Here is a 24,112-nt window from a genome sequence, read left to right as displayed (position 1 = left end):
AATATTCATCCTTATGTTTTGCCTAACAAAGCACACTTATGCATGTACACTGCTGGCCGCTAACCGTAAATTTGACCTCATTCTTTTCATCCCAATTCAAAATCATCAAACGGCGACTTTATCTTTATCTTCTAAGCGATTTGTTGCTTTCATGCGTGTATATCTCCGTCGTCTTGCTGCGCTTGTGTCCCCAAAACTCCTGTATGTGAATCAAGCCCGTGCCCGGTTCCAATAAATGCCTAGTGTAAGAATGCCTCAATTAATGATGTTTTACCACATTTAATATCTTTGCTAAAGATATGCTTTTTTAGTACTTGCGACAAAGACGCTTCCGAATATTTATCCCCACGTATTTGCCCTCAAATAAATAAATTGCCGGACGGTACTCCCGTTAATCGTTCTGTAACATCTCAATTATCTTTTCCGAAAAGCGTACAACCCTGCCCTTCTGTAATCGGTAAAAAAGAATGCACCACTTCGGTAAATGGGATGCAGGTTTTCGTCAATTTTGCAGTTTCAACTTGCTCATTTCTGCCCATATTTTCCCTTAACGGCTGAAAAAACCTTCACAATACAAAAATATTTTTGATTTTATATGCCTCATTATCAATGCATAGTAATTTATTTTCAATAAAGTTGTTTTTATTTGTATTTTAAAGCAACTATTTGATTACATTTGCCGTCTTCTAATTTCAAATAGGTTCAATATGAAAAAATCATATCCGAGAATTGACAAGAATCAAATGAGCAAAATAACTGTGAAGTACTTTATAAATTTCAATCTTAAAGAGTCGTCAGATAATGGTGATAACGCTGACGGTATAAGTAATAATAATATATCCGGGCCATTACATCCTTTATATATCAAGATAACTTTCAAAAGAGCAACTACTCAATTGAAAAGCTTGATAAATGCGGATTTTACTTCCGTGGAGCATGCCGCATACCACTGTGAGGGGTTAATGGAGATGGAAGCCGCTATGATATCTGATGTTATTTCAAGAGAATATCAACGATTGGGTGAAAAGTTCAGCTTAAAGGGCATAGCCGAAAAATGCAAGCCTTACAGTCAAGGGCTGGCAGAGTATTTTTTGACAAATTTTTTAATTACGGATTATAATAAAGCTATTGGACAATCCAAATCGAAGTATATCCCCCTGCTGTGTTGGAAAGCAAATGATGCCGAACCTTCGATATACTTTGATGCGGCAGTCAAACTGCTTGGAGAAATACCCGAATTAGTAATACTCAAGGAACGGTTTGACTTATATGAACTTTTTGAAACTGTAATGCGTGAAAACCATTTGACCAATAAACAAGTTGTAGAATGGGCATACGGAGACGCCAAGGACGTTTTCAGCCAAAAAGCGCTATCAAGTAAGATTAAGATTAATCATGTGGCTAAGATCATTGCGGCCATTGATGAACAGGTCAAAAGAATTGTGTGATTTTTTTTATTCAAAATGTTGCTTTAAAAAATAAATAAAGAATCCTTAACTAAACCCAAACAAATATGACAGAAACACTACCTCGTTTTGCGCTCATCCCTTACGAAAAGATGGATGAGCTGATGGAAATGATGAAAAAAATGCAAACATTCCTACATCAGGGAAATAAACAAGAACAGGGCGCTCTTGATGATTATATCCTTGAGAAAGATGCTAAAGTACTATTACAAAAAGGAACAACATGGTTCTGGAACAAGCGAAGGTCAAAAGAAATTTCAGGTAAGAAGGCCGGAAACCAATGGTATTATTTGAAAAGTGAAATTCTAAAATTCATTGAAAATGGGAAAACAGCGTAATCAGCCATGCCCACTTTTAAAGTATTACGCATCAGACAGCTCACCTCCTATGATATCGTATATGCTATCGAGTGGTAAATAACCTAATAATAATACCTTAAAAATTGCAAAATGAAAATACAATTTACTATTAGTCCTGAAAACATCTCTGACTTTGCAGGTGTTCTTAGTGAGAATGAAATGAACAATAAAATTGCAGGTAACACCAAAGACGGCAACGTGCTGATTGATGTGTTCCCCTCCCGTGACAACCGGGACAGCCTTGAAGACCTTGAGGAGCTTGCAGAAACCGATGAGTAGTAACCCGGAGCGGCAGGACATAATCCTGCCGCTCCATTAACCCTTATTATATGAGAGATAATAGACAGAACATTCTTGATAATACCAATAATGGCCTTGCCATTTTCGAATATTATATACCACAGTTGAAGGAAAGCGGAACTGCAAAAAACTTCAAGGCGCTGTTTCGTGATGATGGTCACAGCGCAGATGCCAATGTATTTGTTCCCCCTAAAAGCTCAACTTGGTGCTACCATGATTTTGTTACCGGTGAAAACCTCAATCCCTTTGACTTCGTCATGAAGCTCCGGGATTGCGACTTTAAAGAAGCAATAGCAATTATAAGTAAGGATATGCTTATGGATATTCCCGTCACAAGTCAAAAAAAGGTTATCAATACCAGCGCAATTGAAAATTTCAATCTGGTGCATGGAAATGACTACAGCTATTGGCTCGACTATGCGACTGAGTCGGCAATAATGGAAGTTATGTCAAAGTTCAAAGTTCAGGCGCTTGATTCATTTACCTTCACGAAGGGCAATAAGCAGTTTCGCATAGCTGCCAAAGCAAGCGATCCTCTTTTTGGTTTTCAGATTTCGGATACTTGCTGTAAAATATACCGACCAATGCCCACAGGCAAGCAGGTTAAGCACCTTTGGCTTGGCAAGAAGCCCGAAAGCTATCATGACCTTTATGGCATGGATTTGCTGCCTGAGAACACTGAGTTCATCCTGATTGTGGAGGGGCTAAAAGATGCAATTGTAGCAAATGCACATGGAATAGTTGCCGTAGGTGCTGACAATGCCGCAACGAGGCTACAGGCAGAAGACGTTGAACTGCTGCAGAAAAAATGCCAACACCTTATTGTTTGCTATGATATTGACCTGCCGGGAAAAACTGGTGCCATGAAAACCGCATCTGAACATGGTCTTCATAATTTGATTTTACCTGAAACGCTCATTAGTGAAGGTGGAAAAGACCTATCAGACTTCTTTAAACTCGGCCATGCAGTAGATGAGGTATTTCAACTTGTTCAAGCGACCATACGAGCTGGTATCGTAAAAAAAATAGACCAACCTCAAACAGAGGAACGGCGGCTCTCAAAATTTGAAAAAGTTGAACAGCTTATTTCCGAAACTTATGACTTGCGCTATAATGAGGTTTCAAGTGAGATTGAGTTCAAACTCCACAATAGTGACGTTACAGAACACACGCCATTGAATGAGGATAATGTTTACCGGTTCTTGCAACACAACAATATTGAATTCTCCATGTCAAAGCTTAGCTCACTACTCCGATCAGATTACGTTTCCCGATTTAACCCGTTCAAATATTATTTTGAGCATTTGCCGGAATGGTTGCCGAAGTCTGACCCTGATTATATTCAAACTCTTTGTGGGTACATCCCTGTGCAAGATAGTGTACGGTTCGAGGTACAGTTTCGCAAAACACTTGTACGGACAATTGCCTGTGCGCTCACGGATACAACCATAAACAAACAAGCTCTAATCCTTGTGCATGAAGAACAGAACAGCGGAAAAACGACCTTTATCCGTTGGCTTTGCCCTAACTTTCTTAGCAAATACATTGCTGAAAATATTTCGACTGATAAGGATAGTCTGATTGCCCTGAGTGATAATTTGATGATTAACATGGACGAGCTGGCAACACTTTCAAGGGCAGAAATCAATTCGCTAAAAAGCATGTTCAGCAAGGAAACCATCAAAGTACGCCGGCCTTATGACAAGACGGCCTCCTCAGCTCCACGCAGGGCAAGCTTTTTCGGCTCAACTAACAAGGCTGAGTTCCTGACTGATGAAACAGGAAGTGTGCGTTGGCTTTGCTTTGATCTCACAGGCAGGATCAATTGGGATTATAAAAAGGATATCAATATTGATGACGTGTGGCGTCAAGCTTATACCTTGTATAAAACAGGCTTCAAATATGAACTTACCGCCGATGAGATAGAAAGCAATGAAAAGGCCAATCAACAGTATCAAGTGACGACTACCGAAATTGAATTGATACAAAAGCATTATACACCGGGAACAAAAGAGCTTCACGATGCTTTTTACCAAGCTACGGACTTTCTCACAAACCTTGTGGAGAAATACCCTGCTGCAAGATTAAATACAAGCAGCATTGGTAAGGCTCTCAAGCTACTTGGGTTTGAACGGGTATGCAAACGATCAGACAAATATCCGGTAAAAGGCTATTTCATGCAATTTGCAGAAACATCAGTACAAAATGGTGACTACACTACTACGCCCTTCTAAAGGCCGTGATAGATAAGGACACACGTAAGTAGTAGGGATAGATAAACAGCGATTTTCAGGCGCACTACCTTACTTCATAATTCAAAGAAAGTAGTAACGTAGCCATGTAGTAATTGGCTTTTAAAAACAATCAACCAAATGATAACAAAGAAATGTGAAAATTGCGGCAAGGACTTTTACGCACAGAGAAACGATGCGAGATATTGTTCCTCCACATGCCGGAGCACAGTCTGGCAGAGCAACAAAGCTGCCAATGGCGAAACAGAACAATTTCGGAACCAGTTGAAAGGACTGGTGGAGAAGGCTCCGGTTCCGGTTAAGAAAACCATTTTCGAGTCGGTTCCGAATAAAGAATACAATTCCATTTTGGGCAAGTTGGTTTTAAAGAATGACTATGTTAAACGTTTATTACAACAGAAACAAACGTTTATACATCAATTAAACTTATTATCAAACCCCGGCAATGGAGGTATTACACTCACAAGCACAGGGGCAGGTGCATATATTGGGTATATTATACCAAACTCCAACAAGTACGACGAAAAAAAATGCAGAAAAAATGCAGCAATAGGAGGCTTTTTAGGTCTTATAGTTGGCGGAATAGGAGAACTTTTTACTAAAGATAAACGTGACAGGAACCGAAAGGCTGAAATAGATAAAACAAACGTTTATTTGGATGAGCTAAACGTTAAGCTATCATCAGCAAATGTTGAAGTTAACGACCTGAAAGCCTTGTTGGGCAAGACACAACGTTTATTGACAATCGAAAAAGAAGTCATTGAAGAACCGGTTATAAATGAGGTAATCCAACTTGATTATCCAACGAATACTGTCAACGAAGGGCATGAAATAAACGTTTGCAAACAGATAGCTGTCCCGGCGGAAACGTTTGTAAACGGTAATGCGAATAGTAAAATCATTAGCAGTGCAGATTTGGCGGCGCTGGATTACCCGGCACTAAATTTCACAGGTCGGTGGCGGCATATATTCGGGTTGCCTTCCGTTAATTTCCATTGTGCCTTGCATGGGATGGCCGGGGAAGGCAAATCCACTTTTGCACTGCAACTCTCATACTATCTGGCGGAGAACTTTGGCCCCGTTATCTACGTGAGTGGCGAGGAGGGATTTTCAAAAACGATGAAGGATAAAATTGTAAACAATAATGCCATCAGTGATAACCTTTGCCTTGCCGACCTTCGGACTTACGCAGACCTTGTAAACGAAGTAAAGCCTCAAACATATAACTTCATCGTTATTGACAGCCTTGACAACATGCGTATTGGTGCGCTTGAACTAAAAGAACTTCGCAAGCTCTATATGGATTCAGCTCTAATTACAATTTCACAGTCCACAAAAAATGGCAAGATTAGAGGCTCTTACGAGGTTGTTCATGATTGTGATATTGAAATCAACGTTGAGAATGGTGTGGCTATAACGGAGAAAAATAGATTCGGAGAGAGGGGGCGCACTTTTCAAGTCTTCGCAGCAAATAAGCCAGATGCAATGATGCCCCAAATTACAAATAAGGTATAAGGGCGGGGTAACAATCCGGTCGGGGAAGATAGTGCGCTACACATCGCGAAACGCTGTTCCTCGACCTGATTGGGTTGCCTAATGAAAATCAGGCGGACATTCAGCACCGATTACACTTATTTCTTAGATTTTATCCTCTTGTTTTCGGCATCTACAAGAATGTTTCGTAATGCGTTCATGTCGTTACTCAATTTTTTCTCAACTACTTTGGAATAGATTTGTGTTGTACGCATGTTCTTGTGCCCAAGCATGGAACTTACGGATTCAATAGAAACGCCATTGGTTAATGCCACTGTTGTGGCAAAGGTATGACGGGCAATGTGGAAGGTTAGATTTTTGTTTATCTCACACAAATCAGCCAGTTCCTTCAAATAGGCATTCATTTTTTGGTTAGATGCAACGGGAAGCAGGGCTCCGGGAATACTTTTGGGTACGTCACTGTATTTCTCAAGAATTTCAAGAGCCTTTGGCATTAATGGTACCATCGACTTGGTTTCTGTCTTCGTACGGTTTAAATTTATCCACTTGTGCTCATCTATCCCTGTTACGATATGTGCCGCCGTTAGTTTTTGGACATCTATATAAGCCAGCCCCGTGTAGCAACAAAAGACAAAAACATCCCGCACCATATCCATTCGAGGCACAGAAAGCACTTTATTCTCCATGAGGGTGAGTTCTTCCATGCTCAGAAAAAAACGCTCCACGGGTTTTATTTTACACTCAAATTTGGCAAACGGGTCTTTATCAAGCCACTCATATTTTATTGCCATATTGATTACCTTTCTAAAGTTCTTGATGTACTTCATAGCCGTGTTATGATTACAATGGTGGCTGGTCTTCAAGAAGTGCTCAAACCCTGAAATGAAATCGTACTTTAATTCTGCAAGAAACATATCCTGACGATGATACTGTCCCTGCATAAATTCTTTCACATGCGACAAGGTCGTATCATACCTCTTTGCAGTAGCAGGGCTATATTCAGTCCCGACAAGTTCCTTTAGTTTATTGTTGTGGAATATGAATGTTTGAAATACTGTTTTTGCATTGCTATCTCGGCCAAGGAAACGGTCTTTGATTTTAACCGCACTCAGTGTCTCATTCCGGTCAACCATATCCCGGCAAATCTTGTTAACTTTGGTTTTCATGCTATCAAGATCCTTCTGTAGTTCTTTAGCATCCGTTTTTGTTCCTGCCGGATGTCCAAGACTCCATCTCAAGATGTCAAATCGTCTGTTGGTAGCAATCTCAGCTCGCTCACCATCCACTGTAACCCTCATGAATACAGGGGCTGTGTTGTTTTTATCTACTTTGTCCGTCCGCTGATAGAAGGATACCGAAAAGGAGTTTTTTTCATTCATAGCAATACAGGTAACCGATTTGCCACAAAAGTAATAATAATTCAATTTCAAACTTAAAATAATAATATTTTTATAATATTGATTTTCAGTTTTTTAAATCACATTCGGTTACCTATTGCCATTTTTCGTAGAGGTAACCGAATAGGGTACCTAATATAGTGAAAAAACGTGAATAAATATGAAATATTGTGAAAAGAAAAAAGGCTCAAATCATTCATTTTGAGCCTTTTTGCAACATTTTGACTGTTAATCCGTGGAGCTGGAGGGATTCGAACCCTCGTCCAAACAAGAAGCAGAAGTGCTTTCTACATGCTTAGTTGCCGCTTGATTGTCGGGAAAGAGCCGGTGGGCAACCGTCCAACCCTTTCCTTAGTCCCTTAATTTTCATTCGCACATCAGGACGCTGTACAAACTATCCCGGCATTTATGATGTTCCGGTCGGGACACCGCTGGGCAGAGTTTCCCGGGGAACAGCCAACCGCTTAATTCTAAACTAAGCAGCTAAGGCGTAATTGTAATCGTTGCCATTTATATTGGCGTATGAATTGGTTTTTACGGGCCACTCTCACAAACACCCGGCATGCTTACAAGTCCACTAACCCTGCTGTCAAAACCAGTCAGCCCCTTGCGGATGCAAAGATACAAATTTCTCAGCAATATCAGGGAATATGCGGCATTTCATCATCAGAGCACGAAATTTTAAATTATAAATTTTAGATTTTAAATTATAACCGGACAAGTTTACCCGAATTTTTAATTCAATTTAAAATTCAACATTTATAATCTAACATTTATTTCGTTTTGTCCGGAAATGGCGGCATTTCAGGAAGTGGCTTGAATTTCTTCATGTCTTCCTTTATCAGTTCTATCGCCTTATTTAACTGTTCATCCTCGCCGGCATATTCCTTCGATGGGTCATTGTCGATGACAACATCAGGGTCAACGCCATGCCCTTCAATGATCCAGTTCTTGCCTTCGGTATCAAAGGGTGCAAATTCAGGTCTGTTCAGGAAACCGCCATCAATAAACGGGAGTGAGCCTCTTATCCCAACTACACCCCCCCAGGAGCGCATACCAACCACTTTACCCATGTTCAGATATTTAAACTGATATGGGAACAAGTCGCCATCACTGGCAGAATACTGGTCGATGAGACAAATTTTAGGTCCAACCACCATTTCAAGGCGACCGGGCGATGAACGCGTGTTACGTGCCATAGTCATCATGGTCATTTCACGATTCAGGCGTTCAATAATCATCGGAGATACATTGCCACCGCCATTGCCCCGGTCGTCAATAATCAAGGCACTCTTCGTCAGTTGAGGATAGAAGTGTTTTACAAATTCATTCAGACCTTCAACACCCATATCCGGAATGTGGATGTAACCAACTTTTCCGTCGGTTGCATCGTTCACTTTTTTAATATTTCCCTGAACCCAGTTGTAATAATACAGTCCGCTTTCATCATCGACCGGCACCACAATTACTTTATGTCCGCCATCGGCAGAGGCAGTGCTGTTGAGTGTCAACTCTACCTGCACACCCGCCATATTCACCAACGATTCGTAGATGTTATTCATGCCGTTGGTTGGCTTTCCATTCACGGCAATAATAAAATCGCCTTCTTTAGCATCGACACCAATTTCGGTAAGCGGCGAACGGCTTTCTTTGGTCCAGTTCTCGCCTTTCAGAATCTTGTCAATTCTAAAATATCCCGATTTATCTTTACTGATTTCAGCACCCAGTAAACCCAGTTCAACACGGCCGGGCAGCGGTCGGTCGCCACCGCCTGTGTATGTGTGTCCGCAACTTATTTCACCAATCATCTCACCAATGATATAATTAAGGTCGGCACGGTTATTTACATAAGCAACCAGCGGCTCGTATTTTTTAAAGACAGCTTTCCAGTCGGCGCCGTGCATATTGGGATCATAAAAGAAATCGCGCATCTGACGCCATGCCTCGGTATAAATTTGCTTCCACTCCTCTTTAAGATTCACCATTACCTGCATGTTGCCCAGGTCGGCGAAGTCTTTTGCATCTACTTTTGATTTTGGAAGGTCAGTTACTGCGTATTTTTCTCCAATATGGACAAGCATTTTTTTCTTGTTTGCCGAGATTTCATAGCTGCCGTATTCGCCCAGATTAGTCTCTTTCTTTTCTTTCAGATCAAACACCATCAGTGATGTTTTGGGATCATTCGCAGTAGTGCGGCAGTAATACACGCAGTTATCGGCAGTTTGAATATTCCAGTATGAACCTGCAGTTATGGGCAAACCGATGATGCGGTCAATAATGCCATCCTGATCAACGGTTACTGTAACCGCAGCCGCATCTTTGTCTTTTGTATCTTTAGTGTCTTTGCTGTCTTTATCATCAGTGTTCACCTCATCATCAACCGATTTAAAAGGACTGGGTGTAGCTTTTGCCAGAGTAACAAAATACACTTTTGCCATATTGGAATAAGAGTGATTCCATTCCGTCCATGAGTAGGTTGGATTAAAGTCGCGGTTAGAAGAAAAGAACAGGTATTTGCCATCGGGACTGAACACGGGTTCGCCGCAGCCGTACCATCCGTCGGTAACCGCAAATTTCTTTTCGCTTGCCATTTCATAAAGATAAATCTTGGTTTCTGAAGTTTTGTCGGGCCTTGCATACGCAATCCATTTGCTGTCGGGCGCCCAGCTAAAGTCGGTAAATTCCCAGTCTTTAGAAACATCAACCTGAACTACCTTTTTTGTGTCAACATCGATGTACTGCAGACGAAGCATTTTATCTGCCCACAACAGTTTCTTACTGTCGGGCGACCATACCGGCTGATATTTATACGTATCGCTTTTTGAAGTGAGCTGTGTGGCATCTGCAGAGCCATCCTGCGCGATGACATAAATTTCGTCTTCACCTGTTTTATCAGAAATATAGGCTATCCATTTTCCATCGGGCGACCAAGCCACATTGCGGTCGTGTACGCCGGATGTCTGTGTAAGATTCCGGGTAATCCCGGTTTTGGCAGGGACTGTCCAGATATCGCCGCGGGCTCCGAAACCAATTCTTTTTCCGTCGGGCGAAACCGAGAACGTATTAATATATTTTGACGCGTCTTTCAGCTCAGTGCGGCCGGCATTCATATCATCAGCAATCTGAATAGTTATCTTTTTTGATTCCTGCGTTTTTATATCAAAGGCATAAATAAATCCACCATTTTCAAACACTATACAACTATCGCCCGCCGAAGGAAACTTAATATCATATTGTGTAAAATCGGTCACCTTCTTTATTTCTTTCGTATCGGTGTTGTATGAGAACATGTTCATGGTTCGGTCGCGGTCCGAAAGGAAATAAATGATATTTCCGAACCACATCGGCATAATATCCTGCGATGCGTTATTGGTGATATTTACTGTTTGTTTAGTAGCAAAATCATAGATGCGGATATCGTCGGCCATGCCGCCTTTATAATATTTCCATGTTCTGAATTCGCGGAAAATATGATTGTAAGCGAGTTTTGTTTTATCGGGAGAATAGGAGCAAAATCCACCGCAGGGCAGCGGCAGTTCTTCGGGCATTCCGCCCTGGTCGCTTATCGCGAAAAGCTGACCTTTAAAATCATTGAATGTTTTCATTCGCGAACGAAAAACAACAGTATTGTTATCGCGCCAGGTCATAACAATATTATTGGGTCCCATACGGTCGCTGATATCGTCGCGGCCCAGTGTAGCTGTGTAAGTAAGACGTTTTGGAACGCCACCTGTGGCAGGCATGGTATACACTTCCGTATTTCCGTCGTACTGCCCTGTAAAGGCAATGTTTTTACCGTCGGGCGAGAAACGTGCAAACATTTCATAGCCGATATCGGAAGTGAGTTTGCGCGCCATACCGCCTTTTTTATCAACGGTGTAGAGGTCGCCGGCATAGGTAAACACAACCTGATTCCCGCTGATAGCGGGGAAACGCAGCAATCGGGCTTCATTTTGGGCCTGTGCTATGTTAAGAAAAGCTATGGTCAGGAATGCTGTAAGAAGAGAGATTTTTTTCATTTCTTCGAAGATTTGTTATTGCTAAAGAGCAAAAATAACAAATTTTGCTAGCCTTCGAAGGTAAATGATAGCTGGAATATTTTTGAATTGAGTCTTTTCACACTATTTGTGTAAATACTGTCTTCGCGTTTTAACAGATCGCGCAGACCGTATGACATTTTAAGTTCTATCCCAAATTTGAAATACGTAAGATAGAAGTCGCATCCCGTACCAATTTCGCCGAGGTAATCACTTTTACGAAGTTTAACGGGCGCTTCATTCAGATTTTTATTTTTCTTATCGGCCTGTGAAGCCATATCGATTACATATTTTGCGCCACCCACCACATAAACCTGAAAGTTGGTAAGTCGTCTCGATTTATATTTCAGCATCAGCGGAAATTCCATAAATGTTGACTCCACCCTTTTTACCTGAGTGGTAACAATAGAATCCTTCAGTTTTACCGAATATTCGAGACTGCGATCGCCAAACGAAAGAGTTGGAATGAAACGAATGTTGAAATGGTCGGCAATACGCAGGGAAGAAACAATACCGATGTCGAAACCGAAATCGGGTTTTGTGGTTATTCCTATCAATGAATCAAACTGGTGTAAATCTGACACCGGTTTCACTGCAAAGTTCATCTGGTTCACGCCAAGAATAAATCCGAAGTGGTACACACGTCTGTCGAACTTAGGCAGGTTCTCAATCTGAGGATGTCGTTGCGCGTACAATTCAAACGGCAGCAGCGCCGCAAGAATCAAGGCCAGAAACATTATTTTAAATGAGCACTTCAATAGTTATAAATTAGGTAACGATGCAATAACGCAATCTTGTGATAATTATTTCATTTGCACTAAATGACCATTAAAACAAGGCAAACAAACGCATTTCGCTGCTGAACGTTACGTTTTGCTTCCCGAATAAATGGTTGCAATACCGAAAGTCAGGCGATGTTGTTTTACGTTATTATAGCCGCAACGTTTCATTTTATCGAGAAAATTTATCCCGTCGGGGAAAACCAACACAGAATCAGGCAAATAGGTATATGCCTGGCGGTGTCCGGAAACGAGTCGACCAAAAAAAGGAAGGATGTATCGGAAATAAAAATTATAGAGTTGTTTAAACGGGAATAAGCGTGGTTTTGAAAATTCGAGAATAAAAACAGCGCCATTCGGCTTTGTTACGCGCGCCATTTCGCGCAGTCCTTGCTCCAGATCACCAAAATTACGGACACCAAATGCAACCATCACGGCATCAAAGTCGGCGTCAGCAAACGGAAGCGCTTCGCTGTCGCCCTCAATAAGTTCAATTCTGTCGTCCAGTTTTTTACGGATGAGTTTTTTTCGTCCCACTTCAAGCATCTGAGCTGAAATATCAACGCCTGTAATTTTATGGGCACCGGTTTTAAGAGCTGCAATGGCGAGGTCGCCGGTGCCGGTAGCTACATCAAGGATGGTTGCAGGATGCAGTTTTTTCAACGTACGTACCAATCTTTTGCGCCAGCAGCGGTCAATCCCTAAGGAAAGGAAATGATTCAGAAAATCATATTTGGGCGCAATGTCATTAAACATACGACGCACTTGCTCTTTCTTTCCTGCGGAATCGACTATGGCCATTCTATAAGGTCTTAATAAGCGGTGGGCATTAGGCTATTGAGTTATGAACATCCGGAAGTCGCGCCATGGTTTCGGCAAACAGTTTTTCTTTATTAACGGGCACTACTCCTACTTCTTCACATACCAGACCTCCGGCAAGGTTTGATAAGAAAGCAATATCAAGTGGCTCCATTCCCAGCGCAAGGCAAATTGCCGCAGTTGAAATGACCGTATCGCCTGCACCTGAAACATCGGCGATATTGCGAATTTCGGCAGGAATAAGCTCCGGTATATATTTACGTTTAAAATCGCGGTAGCTCACCAAAACACCTTTTTCGGCAAGTGTTATCAGCAAAATATCGATGTTTTGCTTTGCCTGCAGGCTGGCAGAAACGCGTGACAGCGTATTCATATCAGTGTTCATCGCATCAAGCTTAAGACCTTCTTTCATTTCCTTAAGGTTGGGTTTGAACAGCGTAATATCAATATAATGATTGAAGTTTCGTTTCTTTGGATCCACTACTACGGGGATATTCATCCGTCGTGCTTTGCTTACAACCGCATGAATGAGCGATGCGCTGATTACACCTTTGTCGTAATCTTCAAATAAAATAACATGCGGCTTTTCGGAATCAAGCAGCGAAAAGATGGTCTGCGTAATCCCTTTCGTTTCGTCCTCAGTGAGATCGGAGGTTACTTCTTCATCAACGCGCAGCATTTGCGTGTTGTTGCCAATAATGCGAAATTTAGTGGTTGTGATACGACTGCTGCAGCGGACTATTCCGGCAGTTGATAAGCCCCGTTCCTTCATCAGGCAAATAAACTGCTCTCCTTTCTGGTCATCACCTATGACAGAGCACATGATAGGGAATGCGCCCAGTGACTGAATATTCAAAGCAACATTGGCAGCGCCGCCAAGCCTGTTTTCGCGGTTGTTGACAGTAACTACCGGCACGGGTGCTTCGGGTGAAATACGATCAACTTTACCCCACAGGTAAGAATCAATCATTACGTCGCCAATTACCAATACCTTAAGTTTGCTGAATGAATCAAACAAGCCCGGAAGATTATCTTTTGTTAGCATACAATACGTTTATCAGGCATTAGGCGTCATCAACAATTTTATACATCTTGTAAAATGAACATTAGTGCCCTTTGAATACATTTTTATTTAAGGCAGGCCAACGCTTCCTTTATCCTGCGCGCTGCTTCAATCAACTGACTGTCTGACGTGGCATATGATATCCGAATGCAGTTCGGATCGCCAAAAGCCGAGCCGGGTACCAGAGCTACGTGTACTTTGTCTAACAAGTAAAATGAAAGATCTGAACCATCTTTTACCAATGTTGTTCCATCTGATTTTCCATAGTACCAACTTACATCAGGAAACACATAGAATGCGCCTTCAGGAATATTTGTTTTAATGTTAGGAATTTCTTTAAGAAGCTCAATCAGCAGGTCGCGTCTTTCGTGAAAAGCCTGCAGCATGACGCCCAACTCTTTTAATGCATCAGGCGCTGTGAGAAGTGCTTCAAGTGCGGCTCTTTGAGCAATGCTGCTTGGAGCAGAAGTAATTTGACCCTGCATTTTATCACAGGCCTTGGCAATGATTTTAGGTGCGGCAATATAACCAATGCGCCAGCCCGTCATGGCATATCCTTTTGAAACGCCGTTTACAATAATAACCTGATCTTTTATCGCGGTAAAGCGTGCAATACTTTCTGTTTTGCCTGTAAAATTTATGTATTCATAAATTTCATCGGCTATAATAAACACATGTTTGTTGCGTGCAAAAACTTCGGCAAGGGCATGCAGTTCATCTTTTGAATACACGGAGCCCGTAGGATTGCAAGGACTGCTAAAAATAAAAACTTTAGTTTTCGGAGTGATTGCCTGCTCTAACTGAGCCGGTGTAATTTTAAAATTATTTTCAATAGTTCCCGGAATCACTACGGAAACGCCTTCGGCAAGCTTCACCAATTCCTTGTATGATACCCAATATGGTGCAGGTACAATAACTTCGTCGCCCGGATTTACCAAAGAAAGCATCACATTGGCAATGGATTGCTTGGCACCGTTAGACACCACAATCTGGTCGGGTGTAAAATTCAGATTATTATCCCTTTTAAGCTTGGTGCAAATTGCCTCACGTAAATCAAGATAACCTGATACGGGAGTATAGTGTGTAAAATTCTTGTCAATACCCTCTTTGCCTGCCTGTTTAATTCTTTCAGGAGTATTGAAATCGGGTTCTCCGATGCTGAGATTTATTACATCAAACCCTTTCGCTTTCAGTTCCCGGCTGCGTTGGGTCATGGCAAGAGTTTCAGATTCGCTCAGATTATTTATCCTGTCTGATAATATTTTCATGATATCAAAGGTTTGATTAATAAGACATACAAAAATTAAACGGTCAAAATTAGCATTTTTTTCACAGCCCTGTCAGCTTTTTTTCGATATTTGCCATCAATAACAACCAATAAATTACAGCAATGGAAGTCGTTCTGGAACTATTAAAATATATACTGCCTGCAGGTATCGTTTTTATAACAGCATGGTTGCTGTTAAAGGCATTTCTCGAAAATGAGAACAAACGTCGTTTACTCGAAATGAAAATGGAACGGCAGGCCATGATCAGTCCGGTGCGATTGCAGGCATACGAGCGTATTGTGCTGCTGCTCGAGCGTATTTCGCCCGGCAGTATCCTGATGCGTGTTGCTTCCCCGGGAATGTCTGCATTTTTGTTACAGACATCACTTATTCAGACTATCCGCGAGGAATTTGAGCACAATCTCTCTCAGCAAATCTATATTTCGAGTACTGCCTGGGAACTAACGCGCAACGCCAAGGAAGAATCCATAAAACTTGTGAATCTGGCAGCATCACGCCTGAATGACGGTGCCGGCGCAACCGAACTTAGTACACTCATTCTTGAAATGTCTATGAATCTTGAAAAAAGCGCCAATGCCACGGCAATTGAGTATATTAAAAATGAAGTTCGTCAAAATTTCTGAGGTTGAAATCTGAAAGTTTAATTTGTATCTTTGCATTCACAAATATTAATTTCTTACCTAAATATTTTACATTATGATGAAAAGAATACTCGTTTTCGCAGGCGTTGCAGTCATCGCCATCCTTGCCTTCTCTTCTTGCAGGAAATGTGTAACATGTACAGCAACCGAACGCTCTACCGGTAATAAAGTTGACCAAACCGACTACTGCGGCATGAAAAAAGTTGTTGATACCGATGAAAGCACTTACAAAGCTATTTGGAATGACGGTTACTATACCGCAACATGCAACTAAGATTTGACTTATTATAAAAAAGACCGGCGGAAATGCCGGTTTTTTTTATTCTATTTTTCTTCTGTTTTCTTTTATCACACTCTTTATCTTTTTTTCGCGTATCCTTGTTTCTTTCTCAGCTTCGGGAACCTGAGTAGCCCGACGTCTTTTGACCGGTTTCAGGCAATTTTCAATAATATTGAAAAACTTTGCGGTAACTACCTTTTTATTTCCAAGCTGCGTTCGCTCCTTTTGAGACACAATTCGAAGAATTCCGTCTGAATTTATCCTGTTTTTCAGTTTCAAAGAAATTTTTTGTTTATCGGAATCGCTGAGAATGGCACAAGCACCAAGGTCAAATAATAATTCTACCCGAGTAGAAACCTTGTTAACATTTTGCCCGCCACTGCCCGAGCTCCGTGAAGTTCTATACGTAATATTTAATAAAAGTGGCTGTAAGTCCATGGTTACAATTTTTTTTTGCAAAAATACGATATTCTGCCAAGCCTACAGTTACCTGTTCATCACCCAAGTATAAAGGGAAACCGAACCATTAATAAAAAGGTTTGCATAGTATTGGATATCGGGCTAAGAATATATATTTTTGTGTACAAATATCCGGGTATGAAAACAATGTATAAATCCTTCCTTTTTTTAGTAATGTTCAGTTCATTTTTTGCAATGAGCTGCAAAAAAGAAGGCAAAGTAGGTAAAGACAACAGTCTGAATATTTTTTCTCTTGCGGATGATATCAGTCTTGGGAAGCAAGTAGTTGCACAAATAGACGCAGATCCTGCACAGTATCCGCAGCTGGATGAGGCATCGTATCCTGAGGCCTATACACATATACGCGGCATACGCGATAAAATTCTGAACTCAGGTCTGGTGAGTTATAAAGATCAGTTTGAATGGAGGGTTAAAATAATTCATCGAGACGATGTATTGAATGCATTTGCAGTTCCCGGTGGGTATATGTATTTCTATACAGGATTAATAAAATTTCTGGATAATGAAGCTCAGTTTGCCGGTGTTATGGCGCACGAAATGGCTCATGCGGCTCGCCGCCATTCGACCGACCAGCTGACAAAAACATATGGAATTGAGCTGTTACTTGCCATTATACTGGGCGATAACCCAAGTCAGGCTGCGCAAATAGCTGCCGGACTTGCAGAAGGATTATCTTCTCTGGCATTCAGCCGTGCCGATGAAAACGAAGCAGATGAATATGCCGTGAAATACCTGTATGTAACAGAATACAATGCTCCGAGTCTTGCCGATTTCTTTACAAAACTGGGAAATGAATCAACGGTACCGGTATTTTTGAGCACCCATCCTTCGCCCGACAATCGTATAACTCACATTAATGAAGTATGGCAGGGTTTGGGGGGCGCATCAGGTCAACTTCTTGAAACCGAATACGCGCAGTTCAAGGCAAGTTTGCCATAGTCGTAAGTCGAAAGTCAACAGCTGACAGTTGAAAGTCGTAAGAAATCATTACTTTTGCTTCCTCACAATAAGATTAAATTTATTAATTAATAAACTCCATTAACATGAAAAGAACACTACTTATTGTATCGGCGCTTCTGATGGCAATGTTTGCTAACGCACAGAGCTGTACAGAATTTTTCTTCTCGGAATACGTAGAAGGCACATCACAAAACAAAGCCATGGAAATATACAATCCCACGGCTGCCCCAAAAAATCTATCGGGCTATTTCCTGAATCGCTACTCAAACGGTGGTTCTACAGTTGCAGAATCTCTCGCACTTTCAGGCATTGTACCGGCTTACGGCACCTGGGTGGTGACCAACGGACAGCTTGATTCAAACTCCTACGGTTTTATTGATTCCGTACTTTACAACATGGGAAACCAGCATGGTAGCGGTGTTCATGGCACCGACCCTTTGTACTACAATGGGAATGATGCAATTACCCTTGAAATGACCGGTGGTGTTATTGTTGACGTTTTCGGTCATGTCGGAGCTCCCGATCCCGGTTCGGGCTGGTACGATCAACCCGGTCCTAACGGCGACTATACTACTACCTACGATTATCTTGCATGGTCAGTTAATCATACGCTTATCCGTAAACCAACTGTACTAGCCGGCATCACAACGAATCCGACTCCATTTATTGTAAATTTAGAATGGGATTCACTGCCCGAAAACACCTGGTCACATTTGGGCTCACATACCTGCAACTGCAATCCGAACGCCGTGAAACAATACGACAATAATCATCAGGTTTATTTCTTCCCGAATCCGGTTATAAATAAAGAACTGACCATAAAAGGCAATGCAGTGATTGGTTCTGTAGAAATCTATAACGTTATCGGCGACAGGGTGCTTTCACGCAAAAACACCGGCACCAGAGCAGATATGATTCTCAGGCTGGATGCCCTCACTCCTGGCGTTTATGTGGTTAAAACCACCTTCAGTGACAATAGTCTTGTTACACGGAAAATTGTTGTTGAATAAATACAAACGACCATCAAAAATGATGAATTTACAAGATTCAACATTTGCGATTACATAATAATTTCCACGGTATTCCAGATCTGGCGACAGGTCTGGAATATCTTTAATACGATGTTTGAAAGAATAATTAACAAGCACATCATGAAAAAATTTATCCTTATTATAGCCCTGCTGGCTGTTCCTTTTATTACGCTTGCCCAGAAAACAAAAATTTCAGGCACTGTGCGTGACGCTACCACCGGTGAAACCATTCCCGGAGTAAATGTAGTATATGCCGAAGGTAAAGGAACGGTAACCGACATCAGCGGAACCTTCACTTTTACGGTGGATAAAGGCGATTATACTATCAGCGTTTCGTATGTCGGTTATATGACTCAAACCAAAAAAGTCAGTGCGAATGAAAACAATACAACCGTTGATTTCGCGCTCAGCACAGTAACCCTTTCCGAAGTAGAAGTTGTGGCAGATATTGCTAAAACGCGTGAAACACCGGTAGCATTTACTACCGTTCTTCCGGCAAAACTCCAGGAAGAGCTCGGTTCGCAGGATTTACCCATGGTGCTTAACAGCACTCCCGGCGTGTATGCCACGCAGCAGGGCGGTGGCGACGGCGACTCGCGTATCAATATCCGCGGATTCAGCCAGCGCAACGTTGCCGTGATGATAGACGGTATTCCGGTAAACGATATGGAAAATTCATGGGTGTACTGGTCGAACTGGTTCGGGCTGGATGCTGTTACACGAAATGTACAAGTGCAGCGCGGTTTAGGCGCTTCCAAACTCGCTATCCCTTCAGTTGGCGGAACAATGAATATTGTAACCAGCGGCATTAACAGCCAGCGATTACTGAGCGCCAAACAAGAAGTGGGCAGCGACGGTTATCTTCGTTCAACGCTGGCGTATAATTCAGGCAAACTGAAACACGGCTGGGGCGTTACTTTTGCCGGTTCTTATAAATACACTGACGGCAATGTTGACGAAGCCTGGTCGAAAGGATGGTTCTATTATCTTAAGGTAGATAAAATCATAGGTAAACATATTATCAGCATCAGTGGACTGGGCGCTCCACAGCAACATGGTCAAAGACCTTATAAAAAACCGATCGCCACCACCAGTCTAGAATATGCACGCTCACTGGGTGTCGACAGCTTTCCTCAAAAATATTATGGTTTGGGTGAACGGTATAACCAGGCCTGGGGATACCTTGAACGTTACACGCTGAATGATGATAAAACGAAAACACGCGCCGATGTTGAGAAACTGAACGGTTACGTGAATTATTTTCACAAACCCATGATAACCCTGCGCGATTTCTGGCAGGTGAACGAAAAATTGTACATCTCGAATATAGCATACACCTCTCTTGGTTTTGGAGGAGGTACATCACCCAAGAATACTGTTGCAGAAAATAATCTGGACGCACGCGGACAGGTTAACTGGCAAAGTTATTATGACGGCAACCTCGGTCCGTTCTCAATAAATCCGACTTACAGTAAAACGGAGCACATAGCTTCGCAATACATAAAAAGTTCGGTAAACAATCATGTTTGGTATGGCTTACTTTCAACTATCAACTGGAAAATCAGTAAAACATTTGATTTCGCCGGTGGCATTGACCTTCGCAGTTACAGAGGTAGCCATTTTGAACAAATCCGCGACTTGCTTGGCGGTGATTATGTAATTGAAAACGTTGGTTTGACTCAGGGTGATAATAACAGCGATTCAAAAACGATGCACCGCGTCGGCGACAAGACCAATTATTATTACGACGGCATTGTACGCTGGGGTGGTGGCTTTGTTCAGGCGGAAATGAAAGCCGGTAACTGGAGCGCATTTTTAAATGTAAGCGGTTCGTACAGCGGGTTTAAGAAAATTGATTATTTCGCTAAAAAAGTAATCAAAGAAGGCGACTCACTGTTAAAGGTTGGATATAGCGACACCATTCAATACAACGGCAAGACGTTTACACGGGAAACTCCCGGGTTAAAATATCAGGAATCGGACTGGAAATGGATTCCAAGCTATACTATCAAAGGCGGTGTAAACTACAATCTCACCGAATCCATGAATATTTTTGCAAACCTTGGCTATCTGACGAAAGCCCGCGATTTCAGATATATTTATGAGCGGAATTCCATCAATTTAATTAAAAATATACGAAGTGAAGTTGTTGAAGCTGCCGAGCTTGGCTACAGTGTGAATATGCGGAAGTTTGCTGCAAATCTGAACGGTTATTACACGATCTGGAAAAACAAAGCCGTGAACCCGATTACTACATTAGTTGAAGGCGATAATGTAACCGGCGAAATTCCCGGAATTGATGCACGCCATATGGGTGTTGAACTTGATGTGCTTGTTAAACCACTCAACTGGCTTGAAGTGCAGGGACTCGCATCATTGGGCGACTGGATCTGGACATCTGTTGTAAAAGGCGTAGAACTTTACGACAGCTATCAGAAACTTCGCGGCACCATGGACTTCAACGCTAAGGGCATTCATGTTGACGATGCAGCGCAGACTCAATATGCAGGCAGTATCCGCGTTACACCCGCTAAAGGATTTTACCTCAAAGGACAATTCACTTATTTCAGTCGTTATTACTCGGCTTTTGCAGCGGAATCATTGAACGGTTCGCCTGAAACCCTCGACGCAAACGGCAATCAGAAAGATTCGTGGATGATTCCCGCCTATTACCTGGTGGATGCACATGCAGGCTATAGTTTTAAAGTGAACAAGATTCGTTACGCAGTGCGCGTGAGTGTGCTTAATCTGCTTGATAAATTATACATTTCGGATGCCGCCAATAACGACACGTATAACATTCCCGCATTCAATGATTTTGATGCAAAAAGTGCAAGCGTTTTCTTTGGAATAGGCAGAAGATATACGGCATCTTTTGAAGTCAATTTTTAGTCATACGATAATAGATAAAAAGTTAGTACAGAAAAAGCCCCTTGCTGAAAGCCAATAGCAAGGGGCTTTTTACTTAATAATTTCGCACTTCAACACAAAATATCAACCGTATTTTGTCTAAACAGTTTATTTTTTATTACTGTTAATATTTCTGTTCCCATACCGGCAGGGTTAATTTACATATTCAACAACACGTTTCGTTCTATATATGCCCGGTTTTAGTCGATGAACACCATTTGTGAAACGCATTTTCAGTACGTATCTTTATCCCCGAAAAACAAAAGACAACCAGATGCCTGAAAATTTCCAACTATATTTTCAGACATGGATTATGACAAAATGAGATTAATGAGGAAAGTGGTTTTAATTATTAACCCAAAAATTAAAAACCATGAAACATGTTTTACATTTCCTCATTGTGTGCCTTGCATTCAGCAATGCCACCGCACAAACGACCGTTAGTTCAGTCAACAATACGCAGACATTAAATTACCTGGTTAAATGGAGTACGGTTACCGGAACACCTTATAAAATAGGCATTTCGTCAATATTTGACAACGGAAACGTTGGTATAGGAACCAATGCGCCAACAACCAAGCTGGATGTAAACGGACAAATAAAAATTCGAGGAGGAAGTCCGGGTGCAGGAAAAATTCTAATCTCCGATGCTACCGGTCTGGGGGCATGGCAAACATCGCCCTGGACGATTGGCACCGGTATTATCAGCACAAACCAGTGGACCGGTATAGGCGACCTTCCGGCAGAAACAGGCGTTTGTCTGAAAGTCAGCAGCCAGTGGTCATACCCCGCTACATCCTCTTCACACGATAAAACCATTGTGCGTTTCACAAATATTTATGGCACTCAAAACAGCAATACAATTACCAACTGGGACATCTGCAGCAACAGTAGCACTTTTATGCTGAAGAAAAATCAAAGCAACTGGTTACTTTTAGATAATAACAACAATTTGTTACTTGGAATAACAAACACTTTTGCCATCAACAGCAATGGTAACACCGGAATTGGAATAATAAACGCCGACGAAAAACTTTCCGTGGCAGGTAACATCCGTTTAAACGATTCCACAATTTACCTGAGGTACGGGGGCGATTATTACCACGGACTTGGCTATTACAGCACATTCGGCGGACACTCAGTGGATGGTCCGGTTTTGTTTGGCTTCGGCTCAGGAATATTAGGTATTACATCACCACAAAAAAAGGCTGTGTTAAGATGGGATAACGATTTTGTTCGCATTGATGCCAGGGTAACAGCACTTGAAGTTACCGTGCAGACCGATGTCTGGAGCGATTACGTTTTGAAACACGATTATAACCTAATGCCCATTCATGATTTACAGAATTATGTTGCAGAACACAGCCACCTGCCTGAGATACCTTCCGAATGCGACATTACAGAAAGCGGTTTGAATTTAGGTGAGATGCAAAACCTCCAAATGAAAAAGATTGAAGAATTGACACTTTATATTTTTACACTACAACAGCAAATAGACGAACTGAAAAAAGTGAAGAATTAAAAACCAAGAACTAAAAATATTATGAAAACTAAAATCATTTTCTCATTGCTATTTCTTGCAACACTTATTGGATGCAAATATGAAGACGGACCATTGATAAGTTTTCGAACTGTTGAACGCCGTCTTCAGGGCGAATTCCAAGCAGAAGAATTTAAAATTGACGGGCAGGATGCGTTGCAGAAATGGAAGGACTCAATTTGCAATGATTATCTGATGATGCATTGGAGTGATGCAGGAATCCATAGCATGATTTCTATTGTGAGTACTTATGGAAGCAATGGTGGTAAATACATCATTTCAGATGATCGAAGCTCAATTCAGTTTGAAATGATGGGCAAAACCAATTCGTATCCTGGCATTGGTCCATTCGGCGATATCGCAGTTTCAAATTGGCGAATCCTTAAGCTGTCCAATAAAAAGCTTTGGCTAGAAACAGATTTTGAAGGACGTAATTACTTGCTTAAACTTAAAAAAATTAAGGATTATTCAAAATAATTAACCGTTATGAAAACTAAAATCATTTTCTCATTGCTATTTCTTGCAACACTTATTGGATGCAAATATGAAGACGGACCGTTGATAAGTTTTCGAACAGCATACAAACGCGTTATTGGGAGTTATCAGGCAGAAGCATTTCAAATTGATGGGCAAGATGCCATGCAGATTTGGAAGGATTCTGTTTGTGACATTGGAGTTATTTTTTATACTCAGGAAGAGCCTTTGAAATCAATAATTAATGTAGGGTCCTCTTTTGGCGGACTAGGTGGTCAGTTTAAACTAACAAATAACAACCGAAAAATTTCCTTTTATCGCATCGATGGTGATTCTCTTTATCCCGGCTGTGGGCCATTTGACAGAGGGAAAGAATCCACCTGGAACATTCTAAAGTTATCCAATCAACGAATGTGGATTGAAACAGATTTTGAAGGACATGATTACTTGCTTAAACTTAAAAAAACAAATGATTCATCAAAATAATTCACTATTGTCCGATAAAAATACAGAATATTATTTTGCAAACCGCAACAAATTG

The 24,112-nt window shown here is 41.5% G+C and carries 21 protein-coding genes and 1 other RNA gene; 13 read left to right on the top strand and 9 right to left on the bottom strand.

Going from position 1 to position 24,112, the window contains the following annotated elements; translation table 11 throughout:
• Positions 1-124 precede the first annotated feature (124 nt).
• On the bottom strand, positions 125-214 hold the full coding sequence (locus WCM76_14235) for a hypothetical protein (protein MEI6766785.1): 90 nt from the start codon (positions 212-214) through the stop codon (positions 125-127).
• Between the two features lie 493 nt (positions 215-707).
• On the opposite strand from WCM76_14235, the gene WCM76_14230 reads away from it, so the two are divergent.
• The 5 genes from WCM76_14230 (at position 708) to WCM76_14210 (ending at position 5,892) form a co-directional block, all read left to right on the top strand.
• A complete protein-coding gene (locus WCM76_14230) occupies positions 708-1,448 on the top strand; it encodes a hypothetical protein (protein MEI6766784.1) in 741 nt (246 codons plus the stop codon).
• 65 nt (positions 1,449-1,513) lie between these two features.
• Entirely contained in the window at positions 1,514-1,804 is a 291-nt protein-coding gene (locus WCM76_14225; GenBank protein ID MEI6766783.1) for a hypothetical protein, read from the top strand.
• Between the two features lie 111 nt (positions 1,805-1,915).
• Entirely contained in the window at positions 1,916-2,104 is a 189-nt protein-coding gene (locus tag WCM76_14220; GenBank protein ID MEI6766782.1) for a hypothetical protein, read from the top strand.
• 50 nt (positions 2,105-2,154) lie between these two features.
• The gene (locus WCM76_14215; protein MEI6766781.1) at positions 2,155-4,359 is read left to right on the top strand and encodes a VapE domain-containing protein; all 2,205 of its coding nucleotides are present in this window, start codon (positions 2,155-2,157) and stop codon (positions 4,357-4,359) included.
• Between the two features lie 138 nt (positions 4,360-4,497).
• On the top strand, positions 4,498-5,892 hold the full coding sequence (locus WCM76_14210; GenBank protein MEI6766780.1) for a hypothetical protein: 1,395 nt from the start codon (positions 4,498-4,500) through the stop codon (positions 5,890-5,892).
• A gap of 116 nt (positions 5,893-6,008) precedes the next feature.
• Here WCM76_14210 and WCM76_14205 read toward each other — a convergent pair whose 3' ends face one another.
• From WCM76_14205 to WCM76_14175, 7 genes are all read right to left on the bottom strand, one after another.
• Positions 6,009-7,250 (bottom strand): site-specific integrase, encoded by a 1,242-nt coding sequence (locus WCM76_14205; protein MEI6766779.1) that lies wholly within the window; start codon positions 7,248-7,250, stop codon positions 6,009-6,011.
• Between the two features lie 251 nt (positions 7,251-7,501).
• Positions 7,502-7,875, bottom strand: a transfer-messenger RNA (tmRNA) gene (gene ssrA / locus WCM76_14200).
• A 166-nt stretch (positions 7,876-8,041) separates the two neighbouring features.
• A complete protein-coding gene (locus tag WCM76_14195) occupies positions 8,042-11,287 on the bottom strand; it encodes a PDZ domain-containing protein (GenBank protein ID MEI6766778.1) in 3,246 nt (1,081 codons plus the stop codon).
• A gap of 47 nt (positions 11,288-11,334) precedes the next feature.
• On the bottom strand, positions 11,335-12,042 hold the full coding sequence (locus WCM76_14190; GenBank protein ID MEI6766777.1) for a porin family protein: 708 nt from the start codon (positions 12,040-12,042) through the stop codon (positions 11,335-11,337).
• Between the two features lie 129 nt (positions 12,043-12,171).
• Positions 12,172-12,885 (bottom strand): bifunctional demethylmenaquinone methyltransferase/2-methoxy-6-polyprenyl-1,4-benzoquinol methylase UbiE, encoded by a 714-nt coding sequence (gene ubiE, locus WCM76_14185; protein MEI6766776.1) that lies wholly within the window; start codon positions 12,883-12,885, stop codon positions 12,172-12,174.
• A 28-nt stretch (positions 12,886-12,913) separates the two neighbouring features.
• Positions 12,914-13,948, bottom strand: a complete 1,035-nt coding sequence (locus WCM76_14180) for a bifunctional ADP-heptose synthase (protein MEI6766775.1) — start codon at positions 13,946-13,948, stop codon at positions 12,914-12,916.
• An 83-nt stretch (positions 13,949-14,031) separates the two neighbouring features.
• Positions 14,032-15,234: a pyridoxal phosphate-dependent aminotransferase gene (locus WCM76_14175; protein ID MEI6766774.1), complete on the bottom strand. Its 1,203-nt coding sequence runs from the start codon at positions 15,232-15,234 to the stop codon at positions 14,032-14,034.
• Between the two features lie 122 nt (positions 15,235-15,356).
• Here WCM76_14175 and WCM76_14170 point away from each other — a divergent pair, with 122 nt between their 5' ends.
• Positions 15,357-15,878, top strand: coding sequence for a hypothetical protein (locus tag WCM76_14170; GenBank protein ID MEI6766773.1), 522 nt, complete (start codon positions 15,357-15,359; stop codon positions 15,876-15,878).
• A 73-nt stretch (positions 15,879-15,951) separates the two neighbouring features.
• Positions 15,952-16,170, top strand: coding sequence for a hypothetical protein (locus WCM76_14165; GenBank protein MEI6766772.1), 219 nt, complete (start codon positions 15,952-15,954; stop codon positions 16,168-16,170).
• Between the two features lie 45 nt (positions 16,171-16,215).
• Here the strand turns inward: WCM76_14165 and arfB are convergent, their stop codons facing one another.
• Positions 16,216-16,614 carry an alternative ribosome rescue aminoacyl-tRNA hydrolase ArfB gene (gene arfB / locus WCM76_14160; protein MEI6766771.1) on the bottom strand — a complete coding sequence of 133 codons (399 nt, stop codon included), beginning with the start codon at positions 16,612-16,614 and terminating at the stop codon, positions 16,216-16,218.
• A gap of 159 nt (positions 16,615-16,773) precedes the next feature.
• On the opposite strand from arfB, the gene WCM76_14155 reads away from it, so the two are divergent.
• From WCM76_14155 to WCM76_14130, 6 genes are all read left to right on the top strand, one after another.
• The gene (locus WCM76_14155; GenBank protein MEI6766770.1) at positions 16,774-17,595 is read left to right on the top strand and encodes a M48 family metalloprotease; all 822 of its coding nucleotides are present in this window, start codon (positions 16,774-16,776) and stop codon (positions 17,593-17,595) included.
• A gap of 104 nt (positions 17,596-17,699) precedes the next feature.
• Positions 17,700-18,626, top strand: coding sequence for a lamin tail domain-containing protein (locus tag WCM76_14150; GenBank protein MEI6766769.1), 927 nt, complete (start codon positions 17,700-17,702; stop codon positions 18,624-18,626).
• Between the two features lie 141 nt (positions 18,627-18,767).
• A complete protein-coding gene (locus WCM76_14145; protein MEI6766768.1) occupies positions 18,768-21,539 on the top strand; it encodes a TonB-dependent receptor in 2,772 nt (923 codons plus the stop codon).
• A 391-nt stretch (positions 21,540-21,930) separates the two neighbouring features.
• Positions 21,931-23,079, top strand: coding sequence for a hypothetical protein (locus WCM76_14140; protein MEI6766767.1), 1,149 nt, complete (start codon positions 21,931-21,933; stop codon positions 23,077-23,079).
• A gap of 21 nt (positions 23,080-23,100) precedes the next feature.
• Positions 23,101-23,574 carry a hypothetical protein gene (locus WCM76_14135; protein ID MEI6766766.1) on the top strand — a complete coding sequence of 158 codons (474 nt, stop codon included), beginning with the start codon at positions 23,101-23,103 and terminating at the stop codon, positions 23,572-23,574.
• Between the two features lie 9 nt (positions 23,575-23,583).
• Entirely contained in the window at positions 23,584-24,057 is a 474-nt protein-coding gene (locus tag WCM76_14130; protein ID MEI6766765.1) for a hypothetical protein, read from the top strand.
• Positions 24,058-24,112 lie beyond the last annotated feature (55 nt).

Source organism: Bacteroidota bacterium, assembly GCA_037133915.1.
In the GTDB taxonomy this organism is placed as follows: Bacteria; Bacteroidota; Bacteroidia; order Bacteroidales; family CAIWKO01; genus JBAXND01.
This window is presented reverse-complemented; position numbering and strand designations above follow the sequence as displayed.

What these genes read in the sequence shown, in the direction of transcription:
- WCM76_14230 (MEI6766784.1), top strand. Translation starts at nt 708, where the DNA reads ATGAAAAAATCATATCCGAGAATTGACAAGAATCAAATGAGCAAAATA.
- WCM76_14225 (MEI6766783.1), top strand. Translation starts at nt 1,514, where the DNA reads ATGACAGAAACACTACCTCGTTTTGCGCTCATCCCTTACGAAAAGATG.
- WCM76_14220 (MEI6766782.1), top strand. Translation starts at nt 1,916, where the DNA reads ATGAAAATACAATTTACTATTAGTCCTGAAAACATCTCTGACTTTGCA.
- WCM76_14215 (MEI6766781.1), top strand. Translation starts at nt 2,155, where the DNA reads ATGAGAGATAATAGACAGAACATTCTTGATAATACCAATAATGGCCTT.
- WCM76_14210 (MEI6766780.1), top strand. Translation starts at nt 4,498, where the DNA reads ATGATAACAAAGAAATGTGAAAATTGCGGCAAGGACTTTTACGCACAG.
- WCM76_14205 (MEI6766779.1), bottom strand. Translation starts at nt 7,250, where the DNA reads ATGAATGAAAAAAACTCCTTTTCGGTATCCTTCTATCAGCGGACGGAC.
- WCM76_14195 (MEI6766778.1), bottom strand. Translation starts at nt 11,287, where the DNA reads ATGAAAAAAATCTCTCTTCTTACAGCATTCCTGACCATAGCTTTTCTT.
- WCM76_14190 (MEI6766777.1), bottom strand. Translation starts at nt 12,042, where the DNA reads ATGTTTCTGGCCTTGATTCTTGCGGCGCTGCTGCCGTTTGAATTGTAC.
- ubiE (MEI6766776.1), bottom strand. Translation starts at nt 12,885, where the DNA reads ATGGCCATAGTCGATTCCGCAGGAAAGAAAGAGCAAGTGCGTCGTATG.
- WCM76_14180 (MEI6766775.1), bottom strand. Translation starts at nt 13,948, where the DNA reads ATGCTAACAAAAGATAATCTTCCGGGCTTGTTTGATTCATTCAGCAAA.
- WCM76_14175 (MEI6766774.1), bottom strand. Translation starts at nt 15,234, where the DNA reads ATGAAAATATTATCAGACAGGATAAATAATCTGAGCGAATCTGAAACT.
- WCM76_14170 (MEI6766773.1), top strand. Translation starts at nt 15,357, where the DNA reads ATGGAAGTCGTTCTGGAACTATTAAAATATATACTGCCTGCAGGTATC.
- WCM76_14165 (MEI6766772.1), top strand. Translation starts at nt 15,952, where the DNA reads ATGATGAAAAGAATACTCGTTTTCGCAGGCGTTGCAGTCATCGCCATC.
- arfB (MEI6766771.1), bottom strand. Translation starts at nt 16,614, where the DNA reads ATGGACTTACAGCCACTTTTATTAAATATTACGTATAGAACTTCACGG.
- WCM76_14155 (MEI6766770.1), top strand. Translation starts at nt 16,774, where the DNA reads ATGAAAACAATGTATAAATCCTTCCTTTTTTTAGTAATGTTCAGTTCA.
- WCM76_14150 (MEI6766769.1), top strand. Translation starts at nt 17,700, where the DNA reads ATGAAAAGAACACTACTTATTGTATCGGCGCTTCTGATGGCAATGTTT.
- WCM76_14145 (MEI6766768.1), top strand. Translation starts at nt 18,768, where the DNA reads ATGAAAAAATTTATCCTTATTATAGCCCTGCTGGCTGTTCCTTTTATT.
- WCM76_14140 (MEI6766767.1), top strand. Translation starts at nt 21,931, where the DNA reads ATGAAACATGTTTTACATTTCCTCATTGTGTGCCTTGCATTCAGCAAT.
- WCM76_14135 (MEI6766766.1), top strand. Translation starts at nt 23,101, where the DNA reads ATGAAAACTAAAATCATTTTCTCATTGCTATTTCTTGCAACACTTATT.
- WCM76_14130 (MEI6766765.1), top strand. Translation starts at nt 23,584, where the DNA reads ATGAAAACTAAAATCATTTTCTCATTGCTATTTCTTGCAACACTTATT.